Below are 16,242 nucleotides of genomic sequence, written 5' to 3'. Positions count from 1 at the left end.
CGGACCGCCGCCCGGCCAAATTGAACACAAAAGGGTGAGTGAAGCGTATGAAAATTGAGCGCAACCGGCATATCGCCCTTTCAGATGGCGTGCGCCTGAAAGCGGACGTATACCGCCCTGACGGAGAGGAGCCGGTTCCGGCCCTGGTGGGGTGGAGCGCCTTTGGCAAAGAAGTACAGGCGGTGGGCCGCGGCCGGAAACCCCTCAAGCTGGGCCAGTGTATGGACGATCTGTCCATTGAGATCAGCGGCATCGACTTCTGGGTGGAGCACGGCTATGCGGTGGTACTGGTCAACCCCAGGGGCATCAGCACCTCGGAGGGCGTCTGGCGGGGCCTGTACAGCGAACAGGACCAAAAGGACTGCGCCGCCGCCGTGGAGTGGGCGGCCTGGCAGGACTGGTGCTCCCGGAAGGTGGGAATGCTGGGCTGCGGCACCGCCGGACGGATTCAGCCCATGGTGGCCGCGCTCCAGCCCCCGCACCTGAAGGCCATTATGCCCATCGACCTGGTGGACGATCTGTACGCCGAGTGCTATCCCGGCGGAGCCCTGTCCAACTACTACCTGCCCTTTACCAGCACCATCCCCATGATCAACGCCATGTCGGACGCGGAGGCGGAGATGGACTGGGAGACGCTGCTGGCGGCCATGAAAGAGAGCCTGAAGGACCCGGCGGTCCAGTCCGATCCCTATCTTTACCGCACCATGGACACCGTGCCCCCCCGGCACTTTCCCTGGCTGGTGGACATCATTCTCCACAACAAGCCCGGGGAGTTCTGGGAGAAGCGGAGTACCCAAAACAAGCTCAAGGACATTAAAATCCCCATGTACTGCGCCACATTGTGCTATGAGTTCGGCCGCAGCACCTTCGGCGCCATCCGGGCCTTTTTGGACCCGGACTGCACCGCGCCCCGGAAGCTGATGCTGCTGGGCCACCCGGTGGACCGGCACACCCCCTTTGAGGAGCCCAACGGGGAGATGCTGCGCTGGTACGACCACTGGCTGAAAGGCGTGGAAAACGGCATTATGGACGAGCCGCCGGTGAAGCTCTATGTCACCGGGGAAAACAAAGTCCGCACCGAGGAGACCTTTCCCCCCAAGGGAATGCACTTTAAGTCCCTGTATTTTCAGGGAGAGGGCAAATTGTCTTTCCAGGGGCCCAAGGGAGAGACGCCGGAGGAGCTGTACCATGAGCCCCCCATCTATAAATCCCAGTTCTCCCGTAACCTGCCGGCGGTGAAATACGCCACGCAGCCTATGGAGGAGGATATGGAGCTGTCCGGGCCCGTCTCCGTGACCCTGTACAGCGCGGTGGACCAGGACGACGCCATTTTTGTGGTAAAGCTGTGGGACCACCGGCCGGACGGTACCCGCCTGCTCCTGTCCGACGGCTATTTGAAGGCCAGCCTGCGGGGGCTGACGGCGCAGAGCAAGCCGGGGGAGCCGGTTCACGATGTGTTCCACCCCCTGGAGGTGGCGCAGGGCGAGATTTATGAGTATGTCATCGGCATGAACCCTGTCTGTCACGTGTTCAAGGCCGGACACCGGCTGGAGGTGGAGCTGAAAGCCTGCGACGCGGAGAGCTACTCCTTTACGGATTTTGTCACCATCCCCCGGCTGTTCTCCTCGGGGCTGACCTCCGGCGTGCTGCCCGGCACAAAATTCACCCGGTTCCAATTTTACCACGACGCCGCCCATCCCGCCCATCTGCTGCTGCCGATCGTGCCGGCGGCGCCGGCGGATCGCTGGACGGACTGGTCAGGAGGGGAAGCGCATGGCTGACAACTACAGCGGCAGAGATTATGACAAGATGCCGGAGTACTGGGACAAGCGGTACGCCAGAGGGCTGGAAAACCTGTCCAAGCCCGTCTATCAGGTGATCAAAGAAGAGGATGTGCCCATGTATACCCGGGACGGGGTGCGGCTGATGGTGGATATCTATCGGCCGGACGCCCCGGCGGGGGAGCGGTTCCCCGGCCTGGTGGCCTACTCCTCCTACGGAAAGTCGGTGCAGACGCTGGACCGGGCCCCCCTTCAGTTCAAGACCGTGCTGATGGATCACACCATTGAGGCCGGGGATGTGGAATACTACGTCCAGTGCGGCTATGTGGTGTGCATTCCCGACGCCCGGGGGGTGGGCAAGTCGGAGGGGCAGTGGGACGGCCTGTACGGCCGGCAGGAGGCGGAGGACTGCTGCGACGTCATCGAGTGGCTGGCGGAGCAGCCCTGGTGCACCGGAAACATCGGCATGATCGGCATCTCCTACTTCTCTATTCTCCAGCCCTTTGTGGCGGCCCTCCAGCCCCCCCATCTGAAAGCCATTATGATGTGCGAGGTGCTGGACAGCCTGTACCACCACAACTATGTGGGGGGCGCTTTCTTTGACCGCTCCTTCCTCTACAACCACTTCTGTCCCGCCAATAACCAGATGTCCTGGTCGGAGCGGCACTATACCGAGGAGGAGCTGAAGGAAAAGGTGGAGCGGCGCCTTCAGGACCCGGATGTCAAGGCCAGCGCCCTGCTGACCCGGGTGCTCAGCTGTTGGCCCCCCCGGCACCAGAGCTATTTCTTTGACATCATTCTCCACAACTGCGACGACGACTTCTGGTTCGAGCGTACCCTGACCAACTTCGTGGACAAGATCAAGATCCCTATGTATCTGGGCAGCGAGTACTACGACCGGGGCCGGTTCACCCAGGGGCCTTTCTACGTGTTCAACCACTGCGACCCCTCTATTCCCCGCAAGGTGCTCTGCCCCGAGTCCCACGACGACCTGTTTTTGCCCCACCGCGCACTGACGCTGGAGTACCTGCGGTGGTATGACTACTGGCTCAAGGGCGTGGACACCGGCATCATGGACGAGCCGCCCATCAAGCTGAAGGTGGAGGCCACGGGGAAGTACCGCTACGAGCACGAGTGGCCCCTGGCCCGGACACAGTGGAAAAAGCTGTACCTGCGCGCCGGCGGGCGGATGGACTTCACCCCCGGGGAGGGGGAGGGGCCGGACACCCTGGTTTTCCGGTCCCCTCTGACGGAGCAGCCCGTCTACCCCCGGGAGGTGCCCGGCCTGAGCTGGAGCACCAACCCCCTGCCGGAGGACACGGAGGTCACCGGGCCCCTGACCCTGTATCTCTCCGCAGCGCTGAACACCGCCGACGCCCAGTTCAATATCCTGCTCAACGACGTGGATGAGCAGGGCAGCCGGCAGTACATCACCTCCGGCAGCCTGCGGGCCTCCCACCGGCTCACCGGGTTTGAAAAGGAGCAGCCCTGGGCCCCCCGGCACGACCACTCCAGGAGCGTGCCCCTGGTCCCCGGGGAGATTAACCAGTTCGTGCTGGAGATTATGACCATCTCCCGCTGCTTCAAAAAGGGACACCGGATTGAGATTGTGCTGAAAAATATCTGTAATACGGAGTTTAACTTTATCACCTTTATCCCGCCCCTGGAGACCACCCAGTATGACATTTACCACACGGGAGCGCATCCATCCTATCTCCTGCTGCCTGTCATCCCGGAGTCTCCGGAGGAAAACTGGCTCCAACCCGAAGCAAGGTAGAAAGCCAGCGCAACAAGACGCGAGTGACGGCCGGACCGCCCAACAGACCGGGGGCCAAACTCCCATATAATTCATTATGTTTAATGGAGGAAATCAATATGTCTGTCAAGTACATCGCCGAGCCGTTCCGCATCAAAATGGTCGAGCCCCTGCGCATCCTCACCCGGGAGGAGCGGGAGGCCAAGTTGGCCGAGGCCAGGTACAATATGTTCAACCTGAAGGGGGAGGACTGCTACATCGACCTGCTCACCGACTCGGGGACCAACGCCATGAGCCAGAACCAGTGGTCCGCCATGATGCGGGGGGACGAGGCCTACGCCGGCGCGTCCAGCTACTTCCGCCTTCAGGCGTCCGCCAAGGAGATCTTCGGCTTTGAGTACATTCAGCCCACCCACCAGGGCCGGGCGGCGGAGAAGGTGCTCATGCCCCTGTTCATGGGGGAGGGCAAGTACGCCATCTCCAACCTGTTCTTTGATACCACCCGGGCCCACATCATCCTCTCCGGCGGCCGTCCCCTGGACTGCGTGGACCCCCGGGCCAAGGACCCCGCCCTGCGGGCTAAGTTCAAGGGCAACATGGACCTGGAGGCCATGGAACGGTGCATTCTGGAGCACGGCGCGGATAAGATCGGCGTGGTGGTGCTCACCGTCACCAACAACGGCGCCGGCGGACAGCCCGTGTCCATGGAGAACATCCGCCAGGTGTCCCAGATGTGCAAAAAGTACAGCATCCCTCTGAACATCGACGCCGCCCGCTATGCGGAGAACGCTTTCTTCATCAAGCGGGACGAGGAGGGCTACGCCCACAAGTCCATCCGGGAGATTGTGAAGGAGATGTTCTCCTACGCGGACACCTTTACCATGTCCTCCAAGAAGGACGCCATTGTGAATATGGGCGGCCTCATCGGCGTGAAGGACGGCAGCAGCCCCCTGATCCCGGCCATCAAGTCCAATTGCATTAATTTTGAGGGCTTTGTCACCTACGGCGGCCTCAACGGCCGGGATCTGGACGCCCTGGCCGTGGGCCTGCAGGAGGGCGTGGAGGACGACTACCTGAAGTACCGCATCGGCCAGATGGAGTACATGGCCGCCCGGCTGGACGACGCCGGGATCGCCTATCAGAGCCCGGTGGGAGGCCACGGCGTCTTTGTGGACGGCCAGGCCATGTTCCCCCACATCCCCTATACCGAGTTCCCCGCCCATGTGCTGGCGGTGGAGCTGTACAAGGAGGCTGGGATCCGTTCCTGTGAGATTGGCTCCTTCATGCTGGGCAACGACCCGGACACCAACGAGCAGCTGAAAGCCACTGCGGAGTTCACCCGTCTGGCCATTCCCCGCCGTGTGTACACCCAGGCCCACCTGGACGTGATCTGCGACGCCCTGATCAATATCAAGGCCCGCGCCCACGAGATCAAGCACGGCTACCGCATCACCTGGGAGCCCCCCATCATGCGCCATTTCCAGGCCTTCCTGGAGCCCATCAAGTAAGGAAGGGAGCGTTTCAATATGTGTGCGTTGGATAAGAAACAGCGGGAACAAGACCTGCGGGAGCTGTTCGCGGTGGTCAAGGGAGAGCAGCCCGCGGATCTGGCCATCACCAATGTAAAGATTGTGGACGTGTACGTGGGAGATACCTACGATGGAGGCCTGCTGATCCACAAGGGCTCTATTGTGGCCCTCAACCCGGATGGGGACACCGTGGCCCTGGCCAGGGATCGCTTTGACGGCCAGGGGATGTATGTGGCGCCCGGCCTCATCGACGGCCATATGCACGTGGACACCGAGCTGGTCACCCCCAAGGAGCTGGCGGAGGTGATCTGTCCCTTCGGGACCACGGCGGTGGTGGCGGAATTCCTGGATCTGTGCAGCGCCTCCCGGGAAAAGGCCCTGGAAAACGCAAAGATCCTCTTCCAAAAGCGGGAGGAGCTGCCCTTCCGGCTCTATCTGGAGGCCCCGGCCAAAAAGGTGGACCCCAAGGTAGTGAAAGAACTGCTGGAATGGGACGGGGTTTTCGCCCTGGGAGAGTTCAACCATTATAAATACTGCGCCGGGACGCCCGACACCTTTGAGCAGCTGGCGGACGCCCAGGCCAATGGCAAAATGCAGCTCTCCCACGCCCGGTGGAGCAAACGGGAGCAGGAGTTCAACCTCTTCCCCGCGGCGGGGAGCGTGGCGGGGCATGACGCCTTTGAGTTTGAGGATCTGATGATGGACCTGCGGGCAGGGCATCTGACCATGATCCGCCAGGGGTACGGCGTGCTTCAGAACGTGACCAAGCTTATGCCCCAGGTCATTGAGAAGGGCCTGCCCACCGACCACATCGGCGTGTGTACCGACGGCCTGGCACTGGAGTACCTGATGGAGGCGGGCCATATGGACGCCATTGTCCAGACGGTCATCGACATGGGGATGGACCCCATCCAGGCCATCCGGCTGGCCACCCTGAACATCGCCCAGGGGCTGCACTTGGAGCACGAGATCGGCTCCGTCACCCCGGGCCGCCGGGCGGATCTCATCTTCCTGAAGGACCTGAGCCAGATCCGCCGGCCCCAGTACGTCTTCCAGAACGGCCGTATGGTGGCCAAGGACGGTAAGCTGACCATCCAGCTGGAGGGCTTTGACTACAGCCCCCTGAAGGACAGCCGGGGCCCCGGCCTGGACGGCCTGACCCTGGCGGACGTGGAGACCCAGTATCTGGAGTCAAGAGATGGGGACAGCCAGCGCCTGGTGCGGGTGTTCAACGAGGGCGTACCTGGCGAGTACAACTGGTACGAGGATCTGTGGATGCCGGTGAAAAACGGTTCCATTGTGTGCCCGGACGACGCCTCCTACCTGTGGGTCATCCAGCGCTATCCCAACGGGGAACGCCATGTGATCAGCACCTTTACCAAGGATTACCTGGTAAGGGAGGGGGGCTTTGCCATCACCAACCAGTCCCCCGCCCCCTATATCGCCGCAGTGGGGCGGAACCTGGACGACATGCTCCTGGCGGCCAAAGAGGTGGACCGCTGCCCCGGCGGATACGCCGTTTACACCAGCGGCCAGCGCAGAGGGGCCCTCCAGCTCCCCCTGGCCGGGGTGATCAGCGACCTGGACGGGGCGTCCTTCGCCGCCGAGGCCAAGAATCTGAAGCGCCTGGGCGAGGAGAACGGCTTTACCGACCCCATGGGCTGGTTCCGCCAGTTGATGATGCTGTTCTGGAAGCTGGACCGGAATTCCTGGCTGAACGTATAACGGGCCGCAGGGGCCCCGGAACAAATTCCGGGGCCCCTGCGTGATTGGGAGGGCGGTTATTGTGCGTCAGATTCTCTACCCCATGGATACCCACCAGGGGGACCGGCTGGAGGAGCTGCTCCGGCACTTCACCTTTCCCGTGCGGGGCTTCGGCGCCTGGCAGCAGGACAGCCGCCCCACCAACCTGGAGGGCTATATCTGTGACCACCAGATCACCTACATTGCCGGCGGAACCCTGCGCTTTTCCCTCCAGGGGCGGACCTTTACCTGCCCCACCGGCTCACTGCTCCTCTTCGAGCCCTTTGAGATTTATACCACGGAAATTGTGGCTGAGGGGGAGCCCCTGGAGTGCTGCAGCATTCACTTTGACATCGCGCCGGAATACCGGCAGAAGGAGTTTGTCCGGCTGCTGCTGGGGCGGGGGGAGAATCTCTTTCTGCCTGGGGAGCTGCCCCCGGTGCCGGGGCTGTTCCACAATCTCTTCGAAAGCCGCCGCAAAAAGGAACCGGGCCTGCTGCTCCAGGCGGAGCTGGACCTGCGCCTGATCTTTCTCTACATGCTCCAGGCCCGCTGGGAAGAGGGGGCAGTTCACTTCTCCGTCCGGCCCGCCGCCGCCCGGCAGGGGGAGCTGGTCCAAAAGAGCATCTGTTATATTCAGGAGCAGATCGCCGCCCCCATCCGGGTGAGCAAGCTGGCCCAGACCCTCAATATCTCCGTCAACTACCTCTATCAGTGCTTTATGGACGTGCTGGGCCTGTCCCCCAGCCGGTATATTCTCCGCTACAAAGTGCGCCGGTCCATCGACCTGATGGCGGCAGGAAAGACAGTGGAGGAGATTGGGGCGCTTCTGGGCTTCTCCTCCCCCTATCACTTCAGCACCACGTTCAAGCAGATCATGGGCTGCGCCCCGCGGGACTATATAAAAGCGGTGTCCCGGGGGCGGCTGTAGGGTATGCCGCATTTGTGTGGATTTCTATATGTTTTATGGGGATTTACGCATGGCCGTTTCAGCTGAAAATTTGTATAATCAGAACATAAAAGATTGACACAAAACGCTTGTTTTATACAATTTATCTATTTGGATCTGCAAATTTCAGAAAGGGGACACAGGACAATGGAAGTAAAGGACATGAAGCAGAGCGCGGATTTTAAGGAGATGCGGGCCAACTATGACGCTATTTTCGGCAAGGGGCCGGCGGATCTGCTGATCAAGAACGCCCGGATCGTGGACGTATACTCCAACCGGGTGCGGCCGGGGAGCATCCTCATCAACGGGGGAAAGATTGTGGCCATTGACCCGGACGAGAGCAAGGTCCACCCCAAGGAGGTGATGGACGCGGAGAACCGGTATGTGGCCCCCGGCTTTATCGACGCCCACTGCCACATCGACTCCCACCTGGTCACTCCGGCGGCCTTCTCTCAGGCCATTGTGCCCAACGGCACCACCACGCTGATCTGTGAGATTGAAGACTACGTGGGCGCCTGCAAGAAGGACGGCGTATGGGCCACTGAGGTCCTCTTCTCCCACCTGGACAAGCTGCCCTATAACCTGTATCTCCAGGCCCCCGGCAAAAAGGTGAAATGGGACATCGCCCGGGAGATCCTGAAGATGGACGCCTGCATCAACCAGGGGGAGTTCCCTGAGCTGGACGCCTTGGAGGGCAAGGACGAGGTCTTTGAACAGGTGGCCTTCGCCAAGTCCATCGGCAAGGAGATCCACAGCCACAGCAAGTATCTGGACGAGGATCCCTATCCGGTGAATATGTTCGCCATGATGGGCAGCTATAACACCCATAACGTCTGGGACTACACCTCCCTGGAGCAGGCCCTGCGGCTGGGCCTCAACCCCATGCTGCGGGAGGGCGTGGACAGCGTGCTGTCCTGCATGGAGGCGGCGGTGCCGGAGATGGTGAACAACCACCTGCCCACGGACACCGTCATGCTGTGTACTGACAATCTGACCGTGGACACCATTTTCCGCCGGGGCCACCTGAACTATAACATGAACCGGGCCATCGGCTTTGGCATCAGCCCCATTGAGGCCATCCGCATGGGCACCCTGAACGCGGCCCGCAGCTTTAAGCTGGATCAGATCGTCGGCTCCGTGGCCCCGGGGCGGTACGCCGACCTGGTCTTCCTGGACACCCTCCAGGTGATCCAGCCTGTAATGGTCATGAAGAACGGCAGGATTGTGGCTAGGGACGGGGAGCTGCTGGAGTACCCCCAGATCGACTACTCCAAGATCATCCGTACCCCCAAGCCCGGCCTGGACGGCCTGAAGCGGGAGGATTTTAAGCTGGAACCCATTGAGATCTCCGCCGACGGCAAGCAGGCCAAGCTGGTGGCGCTGTACATGGGCATGCCAGCCTATCTGGGAGAGTACTGGTTCCCCTATGAGAACGGCAAGGTTGTGGTGCCGGAGGATATGCGCTACCTCACCGTCATTGAGCGGTATCCCCGCAACGGAAAGCCCCGCAAGATCATCAACGGCCTGGTGAGCCAGTACAACATGAAGACCGGCGCCGTGGCCAGCGTCTACGCCTCCCTGGCCCCCCAGATCTGCGTGGTCGGCGAGAATTACGACGATATGTTCGCCGCGGCCAAGGCCCTGGACCAGTACGACGGCGGCTACCTGTCGGTGAAGGACGGCAAAGTGACCAGCGTGCTGCCCTGTGAGATCTTCTCCACCATCAGCACCCTGACTGCCAAGGAGTTCAACGAGCGCACCAAGGAGCTCCGGGCCGCCGGCGAGGCCATCGGCTACCATGAGGAGGACTCCCGCTGCCCGTGGCAGTTCCGGCTTCAGATTATGTCCTGGATGCTGGACCGCCGCCGCTATGTGGACCTGGAAGAGGACTAAGAACCTGGTAAGCCGGCGTTTTGCGGTTGTGAACACAGGTGCTAAGAATCTGGGAAACAGAATCCCGCCCAAGCGGGTTCTGATTCCATAGAGCGCAAAAACAGCGCGCCCGGCTCACCCCCTGGAGCCGGGCGCGCGCCCTTACCCGGGCAACTTGGGAAAAGGAGCGGAGATTATGTCAAAGACAAGGAGAGAGAAGAGCACGTCCCTGTACCAGTACGACAGCGCACCCCCGCTGTATCAGGCGGTCCCCGCGTCGCTTCAGCACATTATGGTCATGTTTTTGAGCTCTGTGACGGTGTCCCACCTGCTGTGCAGCGCCGCCGGTGCCTCTTTGGAGACCAAGGCCATGATGATCCAGTACTGCACCATTATGGCGGGCATTGCCACCCTGCTGCAAACCGTTCCCCGGCGGGGGCTCGGCTCCTGTGTGCCGGTTGTGGTGGGAGCGGGGTCCACCTTCATGCCCACCATGACCGTCATTGCGGCGGAGTACGGCCTGCCGGCGGTCTTTGGTGCCCAGATCCTCTGCGCCGCAGTCACCATTCTCATCGGTTTCAGCTTAAACAGCATCCGGAGGTTCTTCCCGCCCCTGGTGACGGGAACCATTATCCTGGTCATCGGTCTGTCCCTGTTCCCTATTGCGGTAAAGATGATGGCCGGGGGCAGCGGCTCTCCCACCTACGGCGGCTGGAAGAACTGGACGGTGTCCCTCATTACGGCCCTGACCGTGGTGATCCTCAACCTGTTTGCCAAGGGCTTTGCCAAAATTATCTCCGTGCTGCTGGGGGCGGTTGTGGGCTACCTGTGTGCGGGGGCCATGGGGATGATCGACTTTTCTCCGGTGGGGCAGGCCGGACTGCTCTCCCTGCCCCGACTGTTTCCTTTCGGCATCGACTTTGAGGTTGCGGCCATCCTCCCGGTGGTGCTTATTACCATCGTGAACGTGATGCAGACTGTGGGCGATCTCACCGGCGCCACCGCTGGCGGCATGGACCGGGAGCCCACGGGAAAGGAGCTGTCCGAGGGGGTGACGGCCACCGGTGTGAGCACTTTGCTCGGCGCCCTGATCGGCGCGCCGCCGGTGTCCACCTACAGCCAGAATGTGGGCCTGGTGTCCATGACCAAGGTGGTCAGCCGCCGGGTGATGGTGATTATCGGGATACTGATGCTGGGCTTTGGAGTGTTTCCCAAGCTGAGCGCGGTGATGGCCACCATGCCCTCCCCGGTGGTGGGGGGAAATACCTTGATTGTCTTTGGCCTGATTACCATGACGGGGCTGAAGCTGATTGCCAGCGAACCCTTGACCGCCCGCAGCTCTACCATCGTGGGGACGGCGGTGGCCATGGGAATGGGCTTTTCCATGGTGCCCAAGGAGTCCTTCTCCTGCTTCCCCGGCACGGTGGCCACACTGCTCACCACCCCGGTGGTGGCGGCGGGGGTGATGGTCTTCGCACTCAATCTGCTGGCCCCGAAGAGCGCTGACGGGCAGGGGGCGTAAATACAGCATATCAGGCGGCAGAGGCTGAAATGGCCTCCGCCGCCTGATTCTGTTTTATTATTTCTGGGGCATATTGGTCATATCCAGCATGACGGGAGTGGTGTAGGGGTTGACCATCTCATTGATGAGAGCCAAGGATTCCTCCCGGTCCAGCTGGTGGCACCAGGTCCAGCCCTTGTAGGTGACGGCGCTGTCGCCGGGGAGGGTGGCGTTGGACAAGTTTTCCATATCAAAACCCAGCGCGGGTTCCACAAACCAGAGCATCTCGCTCAGATCCAGATCCGTGGTGACATACTGGGAGAAGATCTCCACATACTGTCCGATCTTCTGAGGGTTGGACAGGACCTTTTTGGCAATGGCCTTTAAAATGGTCTGCTGCATCTGGGTACGCTGAATGTCAGTATAGCTTACCTGGGGCTTGCCGTCGTTGTTGTGGCGGAAGCGGGCCACCTCCATGGCCTGCTGGCCGTTGAGGTGGGTCATGCCGGCGGAGTAGTGGATGTGCAGGTCCTGGGTGGGGTCGTCGTAGTCCATGTAGACGGGAATGTTGACATCCACGCCGTCCACCGCGTTGACCAGAGCCTTGAAGCCCTTGATATTCACCGTCACATAGTGGTCAATGGGGATGCCCAGCATCTCGGAGACCGCCTGGGCCAGTCCCTCCGCGCCGTAGTAAGCGTAGACCGAGTTGATCTTGTAAAAATGGCCGCCATTGGGGGTAATGCCCTCGTAGATGGTGTCCCGGGGGATGGAAATAAGGCCGGCTTTCTGATTTACCGTATCGTACATGCCAACCATAATGGTGTCGGCGTTGCCGCTGGTGGCGTCGCTGGCGGCCAGGAGGAAGGTCCAGGTCTTCTCCTTCCGGGTAAGAGAGGGGGCCGGCGTGGCGGAGGGATTGGGCGGGGCGCTGCTGGACACCGGCATCACCGGCGTGGGCAGGGCGTTATACTGGGGCCCGTCGGCAAAAGAGGGCTGCCTGCGGATGAGTTTGTAGGCCACAAACAGCGCCACAATCATAGCGGAGAGAACCACCAGCAGGCGGTAAAATCCCCGGCCGACAGAGCGGACAGAGGAGTGGCTGGATTTCCGGACGCGCTTACCCATGGAGCACAACGCCCCTTTCCTTTGTATCGCTGCACAGCGCAGCGCGATTATGTTAACAGATAACCGAAAGCTAGTATACCGGATTAGACGGCGGCAGGCAAGGAATAGTTGCAAAATTCATAAAAATTTAAGGGATTTTGCAAATTGGCTCCAGATGGGAAATGGCCGGCTCCGGACAGCGGGAGCACAGGCGCTATATCCGGCGGCACTGGGCGGCCAGCAGCGCAGAGCTGAGGGCGCGCACCGCTTGTGTCAGATCGGAGAGAAGCTGATTCTGTTCCTGAAGGGTTTCCAGAATGCGGGAGAAGACCGCCTCTCCGCCGCAGGACTGGCAGGGGCAAAGGGGCGGGGGACACATGGGGTATGTAACGTGGTTCATAGGGGCGGGGTGGCGCTCGGTCTCCCACACGGGACCGGGAGGAGAGGGGATGGGCCTTGCCATAGGATACCTCCTTTTCCAAAGACTATACCCTATGATATGCGGAGAAAAGAGGGTGTGTCAGAGAAAATAATAGTCCACTATGGCCCAGCAGCCGGACAGCCAGAACAGGGCGAGGGCAAAAAAGAGGCCCGCACAGAGCAGAAGCAAAAGGCACAGCGCCCGCTTCCATCCAGGATGGCGGGAAAGGCGGCAGGGATTATGCCAGAGCCGCCAGGCAGCGAGGAGTGTGAGAACACAGAGCGTTATCATCCAGATAAAAGCTACAAATAGGAAAAACAATCCCAGACCCATTTCGATCCCTCCTGAGAATTGTGCCGCCACACCTGTAGGGGAGCAAAAAGAGGGCTTGACAAAGTAAACCAGCTGGTGTAGATTATATTTGTCTCATATGAGACAAAGGAGGGCGGCGTGGAACAGACTTTGCCGGACAGCCAAGCCAAAGAAATCATAGAACAGAGCGTCCTCTTCCGGGAAGTATCCGAGACGGCGGTGCGGTGGTGTCTGGACGACCGGCGCTGCGTGTGTCTGGCCGTTCCCGGGGGAGGGGAGATCTACACCCCCCAGGCGTATCAGCGCAGTCTGGGCATAATACTGTCAGGCGCGGTGCAGGTGAGTAAAGGACCGCTGCTCCTCAGCCGTCTGAAGGCGGGGGATCTCTTTGGAGCGGCGGCCCTTTTCCAGGAGGGGGAGGACTACGCCACCACCCTGACGGCAACGGTGGACTGCCAGGTGATGCTGCTTCAGCAGACCCTGGTGGAAGAGCTGCTGGAGCGCAGTCCCCAGGCGGCGCGGAACTATGTCGGTTATCTTACGGAGCGGATTCGTTTCCTCAGCGGCCGGATGGACGGCCTTCTGGCCGGCAGCGCGGAGCAGAAGCTGGCCCGCTATCTGCTGGAGCGGGAGGAGACGGGCCGGGTGGAGCTGACGGAGGCCGGCGCGCTGCTGGCCCGGCGGATCCATGTGAGCCGGGCGTCCCTGTACCGGGCTTTCGACGCCCTCCAGGAAGCGGGTGCCGCGGAGAAGCGGGGAAAGATTGTATCAATTCTGGACAGGAACAAATTGCAGGATTGCCTGTCCAGGGTGTTGTAATGGAAGGAAAGGAATGGATGCAGTATGAAGAGAACACGTTGGATTGCGCTGGCCCTGGGCCTGTCTTTGGCGGCGGGCCTGCTGTCCGGATGCGGGAAGAAGGCCGCGGAACCCACCCCCGTCCCCACGCCGGAGGGGACCCCCGCCGCGGCGGCGACGCCCACTCCCGCGCCCACGCCCACCCCCGCGCCGGAGAGGGAGACGGTGAATCTGGCCATGCTCAACGGCCCCACCGGCATGGGCGCGGCCAAGCTGATTGGGGACAGCGCCGCCGGCGCCGCTCAGAATGACTACCAGGTGGAGGTGGCCGCCCAGCCCACGGATCTGGTGGGCAAGCTCACCAGCGGAGAGGTGGACATCGCCGCCCTGCCCACCAATGTGGCGGCCTCCCTGTACAACAAGACCAACGGGGACATCCAGATGCTGGCCCTGAACACCCTGGGGGTGCTCTACATTCTGGAAAACGGGACGGACATCCAGTCCATGGCAGACCTCCGGGGGCAGACCATCTACGCCACCGGCCAGGGGGCCAACCCGGAGTACGTGCTCAACTACCTGCTGCGGCAGAGCGGGCTGGATCCGGCGGCGGACGTGACAGTGGAGTGGAAGACCGCCGACGAGGTCACCGCCCTGATGGTGTCCGGCGAGGCCAAGGCGGCGCTTCTGCCGGTGCCCGCCGCCACGGCGGTGACCATGCAGAATAAAGACGTGCGCCTGGCCCTGGACTTCAACCAGGTGTGGGAGGAGCTGGAGCTCCCAGGCACCTTTACCATGGGCTGCGTGGTGGCCCGCACCGCCTTTATTGAGGAACACCCCCAGGCGGTGGCGGCCTTTCTGGAGGAGTACGCCGCCTCCATCGACTATATCAACAGCAACGTTGACGAGGGGGCCAGGCTGGTGGTGGAGGCCGGCATCGTGCCCAAGGAGCCCATCGCCAAGGCGGCCATTCCCCAGGCCAATCTGGTGTGCATTACCGGGACGGATATGACCTCCATCCGCTCCTATTACGAGGTGCTCTTCCAGGCGGACCCCGCCTCCATCGGCGGCGGCATCCCCGACGACGCCTTCTTCTACCTGCCCTGATCCACGGCATAAAATTCCGGACACCCGGCGGTCGCCTGACTGCCGGGTGTCTTTGGTGAACCGCGGAGCTTTTTCCGCAGCCGCCCGCCTTACCACACCAAGGTGGCGAAGTAGTCCTCCGGGGTCTCGGCCCGGCGGATGAGGGCGGCGGAGCCGTCCTCCTTGAGGAGCACCTCGGCGGAGCGGAGGCGGCCGTTGTAGTTATAGCCCATGGAGAAGCCGTGGGCGCCGGTGTCGTGGATGACCAGCAGATCTCCCAAATCTATCTTGGGGAGCATCCGCTCCACGGCGAATTTGTCGTTGTTCTCGCACAGGGCGCCCACCACGTCGTACTTGTGGTCGCAGGGGGCGTCCTCCTTGCCCATGACGGTGATGTGGTGGTAGGCGCCGTACATCGCCGGGCGCATCAGGTTAGCGGCGCAGGCGTCCACGCCGATATACTCCCGATAAATGTGCTTTTCGTGGGTGGCCCGGGTGACCAGGCAGCCGTAGGGGGCAAGCATGAACCGGCCCAGCTCGGTGTAGATGGACACATGGCCCAGTCCGGCGGGGACCAGAATTTCCTCAAACTTCCGGCGCACCCCGTCGCCGATGGCCTGGATGTCGTTGGCGGGCTGGTCCGGGCGGTAGGGGACGCCCACGCCGCCGGAGAGGTTGATGAACTGGATGTCGCAGCCGGTGTCCGCGTGGAGGTCGGCGGCCAGCTGGAAGAGAATTCCGGCCAGCGTGGGGTAGTACTCATTGGACAGGGTGTTGGAGGCCAAAAAGGCGTGGATGCCAAAGTGCTTGGCCCCCATGGCCTTCAGCTTGGGAAAGCCCTCGAAGAGCTGCGCCCGGGTAAAGCCGTACTTGGACTCGCCGGGGGTGTCCATCACCTGGAACCCCTCCTCAGACGCGCCGATGGAGAATACCCCGCCGGGGTTGAAGCGGCAGCAGATGGTCTCAGAAATGTGTCCGATGGTCTTGTTCAAAAAGTCGATGTGGGTGAAGTCGTCCAGATTGATCACAGCGCCCAGCTGGTCCGCCAGCCGGAATTCCTCCGGAGGGGTGTCGTTGGAGGAGAACATGATCTCGCGGCCCCCAAAGCCGCACCGCTGGGCCATCATCAGCTCGGTGAGGGAGGAGCAGTCGGCGCCGCAGCCCTCCTCGCGGAGGATCTTCAAAATGGCGGGGGTGGGGGTGGCCTTTACGGCAAAATACTCCCGGAAGCCGGGGTTCCAGGCGAAAGCGGCCTTCAGGCGGCGGGCGTTCTCCCGGATGCCCCGCTCGTCGTAGAGATGAAAGGGGGTGGGGTACTGTTGGACAATTTCCTCCAGCTGGGGCAGGGTAACAAAGGGCTTTTTCAAATGACAGTCACCTGATTTCTTTA

General features: G+C 61.6%; 12 protein-coding genes. 9 read left to right on the top strand and 3 right to left on the bottom strand.

Going from position 1 to position 16,242, the window contains the following annotated elements:
* The first annotated feature begins 47 nt into the window (after positions 1 to 47).
* The 7 genes from D1159_RS08125 to D1159_RS08095 all read left to right on the top strand — a co-directional run bounded on the left by D1159_RS08125 (position 48) and on the right by D1159_RS08095 (position 11,152).
* Positions 48 to 1,781 (top strand): CocE/NonD family hydrolase, encoded by a 1,734-nt coding sequence (locus D1159_RS08125; RefSeq protein WP_161845168.1) that lies wholly within the window; start codon positions 48 to 50, stop codon positions 1,779 to 1,781.
* Positions 1,774 to 3,558, top strand: a complete 1,785-nt coding sequence (locus D1159_RS08120) for a CocE/NonD family hydrolase (protein WP_161845167.1) — start codon at positions 1,774 to 1,776, stop codon at positions 3,556 to 3,558. The genes D1159_RS08125 and D1159_RS08120 overlap by 8 nt, the downstream gene beginning before the upstream one ends.
* Positions 3,559 to 3,656: 98 nt before the next feature.
* Positions 3,657 to 5,045 carry a tryptophanase gene (locus tag D1159_RS08115; RefSeq protein WP_161845166.1) on the top strand — a complete coding sequence of 463 codons (1,389 nt, stop codon included), beginning with the start codon at positions 3,657 to 3,659 and terminating at the stop codon, positions 5,043 to 5,045.
* Between the two features lie 18 nt (positions 5,046 to 5,063).
* Positions 5,064 to 6,791, top strand: a complete 1,728-nt coding sequence (locus tag D1159_RS08110; RefSeq protein WP_161845165.1) for an adenine deaminase C-terminal domain-containing protein — start codon at positions 5,064 to 5,066, stop codon at positions 6,789 to 6,791.
* Positions 6,792 to 6,852: 61 nt separating this feature from the next.
* Positions 6,853 to 7,740, top strand: coding sequence for an AraC family transcriptional regulator (locus D1159_RS08105; RefSeq protein WP_161845164.1), 888 nt, complete (start codon positions 6,853 to 6,855; stop codon positions 7,738 to 7,740).
* A gap of 165 nt (positions 7,741 to 7,905) precedes the next feature.
* On the top strand, positions 7,906 to 9,651 hold the full coding sequence (locus D1159_RS08100; RefSeq protein WP_161845163.1) for an adenine deaminase C-terminal domain-containing protein: 1,746 nt from the start codon (positions 7,906 to 7,908) through the stop codon (positions 9,649 to 9,651).
* Between the two features lie 175 nt (positions 9,652 to 9,826).
* On the top strand, positions 9,827 to 11,152 hold the full coding sequence (locus D1159_RS08095) for a nucleobase:cation symporter-2 family protein (RefSeq protein ID WP_161845162.1): 1,326 nt from the start codon (positions 9,827 to 9,829) through the stop codon (positions 11,150 to 11,152).
* Between the two features lie 57 nt (positions 11,153 to 11,209).
* Here D1159_RS08095 and D1159_RS08090 read toward each other — a convergent pair whose 3' ends face one another.
* The gene (locus tag D1159_RS08090) at positions 11,210 to 12,259 is read right to left on the bottom strand and encodes an LCP family protein (protein WP_202620993.1); all 1,050 of its coding nucleotides are present in this window, start codon (positions 12,257 to 12,259) and stop codon (positions 11,210 to 11,212) included.
* Between the two features lie 193 nt (positions 12,260 to 12,452).
* Entirely contained in the window at positions 12,453 to 12,701 is a 249-nt protein-coding gene (locus D1159_RS08085; protein WP_161845161.1) for a hypothetical protein, read from the bottom strand.
* Positions 12,702 to 13,109: 408 nt separating this feature from the next.
* On the opposite strand from D1159_RS08085, the gene D1159_RS08080 reads away from it, so the two are divergent.
* Complete coding sequence (locus D1159_RS08080) at positions 13,110 to 13,790, top strand: Crp/Fnr family transcriptional regulator (RefSeq protein WP_347563657.1); 681 nt, start codon at positions 13,110 to 13,112, stop codon at positions 13,788 to 13,790.
* A gap of 24 nt (positions 13,791 to 13,814) precedes the next feature.
* Complete coding sequence (locus D1159_RS08075; RefSeq protein ID WP_161845160.1) at positions 13,815 to 14,873, top strand: MqnA/MqnD/SBP family protein; 1,059 nt, start codon at positions 13,815 to 13,817, stop codon at positions 14,871 to 14,873.
* 89 nt (positions 14,874 to 14,962) lie between these two features.
* Here D1159_RS08075 and D1159_RS08070 read toward each other — a convergent pair whose 3' ends face one another.
* Positions 14,963 to 16,219, bottom strand: a complete 1,257-nt coding sequence (locus tag D1159_RS08070) for a diaminopimelate decarboxylase (protein ID WP_243152180.1) — start codon at positions 16,217 to 16,219, stop codon at positions 14,963 to 14,965.
* Between the last annotated feature and the right edge of the window lie 23 nt (positions 16,220 to 16,242).

It is taken from the genome of Pseudoflavonifractor sp. 524-17 (assembly GCF_009935845.1).
Classification (GTDB): Bacteria; Bacillota; Clostridia; order Oscillospirales; family Oscillospiraceae; genus Pseudoflavonifractor_A.
Note: the sequence above shows the minus strand (reverse complement) of the source record. Positions and strands in the feature narration are given on the sequence as shown.

What these genes read in the sequence shown, in the direction of transcription:
- D1159_RS08125 (WP_161845168.1), top strand. Translation starts at nt 48, where the DNA reads ATGAAAATTGAGCGCAACCGGCATATCGCCCTTTCAGATGGCGTGCGC.
- D1159_RS08120 (WP_161845167.1), top strand. Translation starts at nt 1,774, where the DNA reads ATGGCTGACAACTACAGCGGCAGAGATTATGACAAGATGCCGGAGTAC.
- D1159_RS08115 (WP_161845166.1), top strand. Translation starts at nt 3,657, where the DNA reads ATGTCTGTCAAGTACATCGCCGAGCCGTTCCGCATCAAAATGGTCGAG.
- D1159_RS08110 (WP_161845165.1), top strand. Translation starts at nt 5,064, where the DNA reads ATGTGTGCGTTGGATAAGAAACAGCGGGAACAAGACCTGCGGGAGCTG.
- D1159_RS08100 (WP_161845163.1), top strand. Translation starts at nt 7,906, where the DNA reads ATGGAAGTAAAGGACATGAAGCAGAGCGCGGATTTTAAGGAGATGCGG.
- D1159_RS08095 (WP_161845162.1), top strand. Translation starts at nt 9,827, where the DNA reads ATGTCAAAGACAAGGAGAGAGAAGAGCACGTCCCTGTACCAGTACGAC.
- D1159_RS08090 (WP_202620993.1), bottom strand. Translation starts at nt 12,259, where the DNA reads ATGGGTAAGCGCGTCCGGAAATCCAGCCACTCCTCTGTCCGCTCTGTC.
- D1159_RS08085 (WP_161845161.1), bottom strand. Translation starts at nt 12,701, where the DNA reads ATGGCAAGGCCCATCCCCTCTCCTCCCGGTCCCGTGTGGGAGACCGAG.
- D1159_RS08075 (WP_161845160.1), top strand. Translation starts at nt 13,815, where the DNA reads ATGAAGAGAACACGTTGGATTGCGCTGGCCCTGGGCCTGTCTTTGGCG.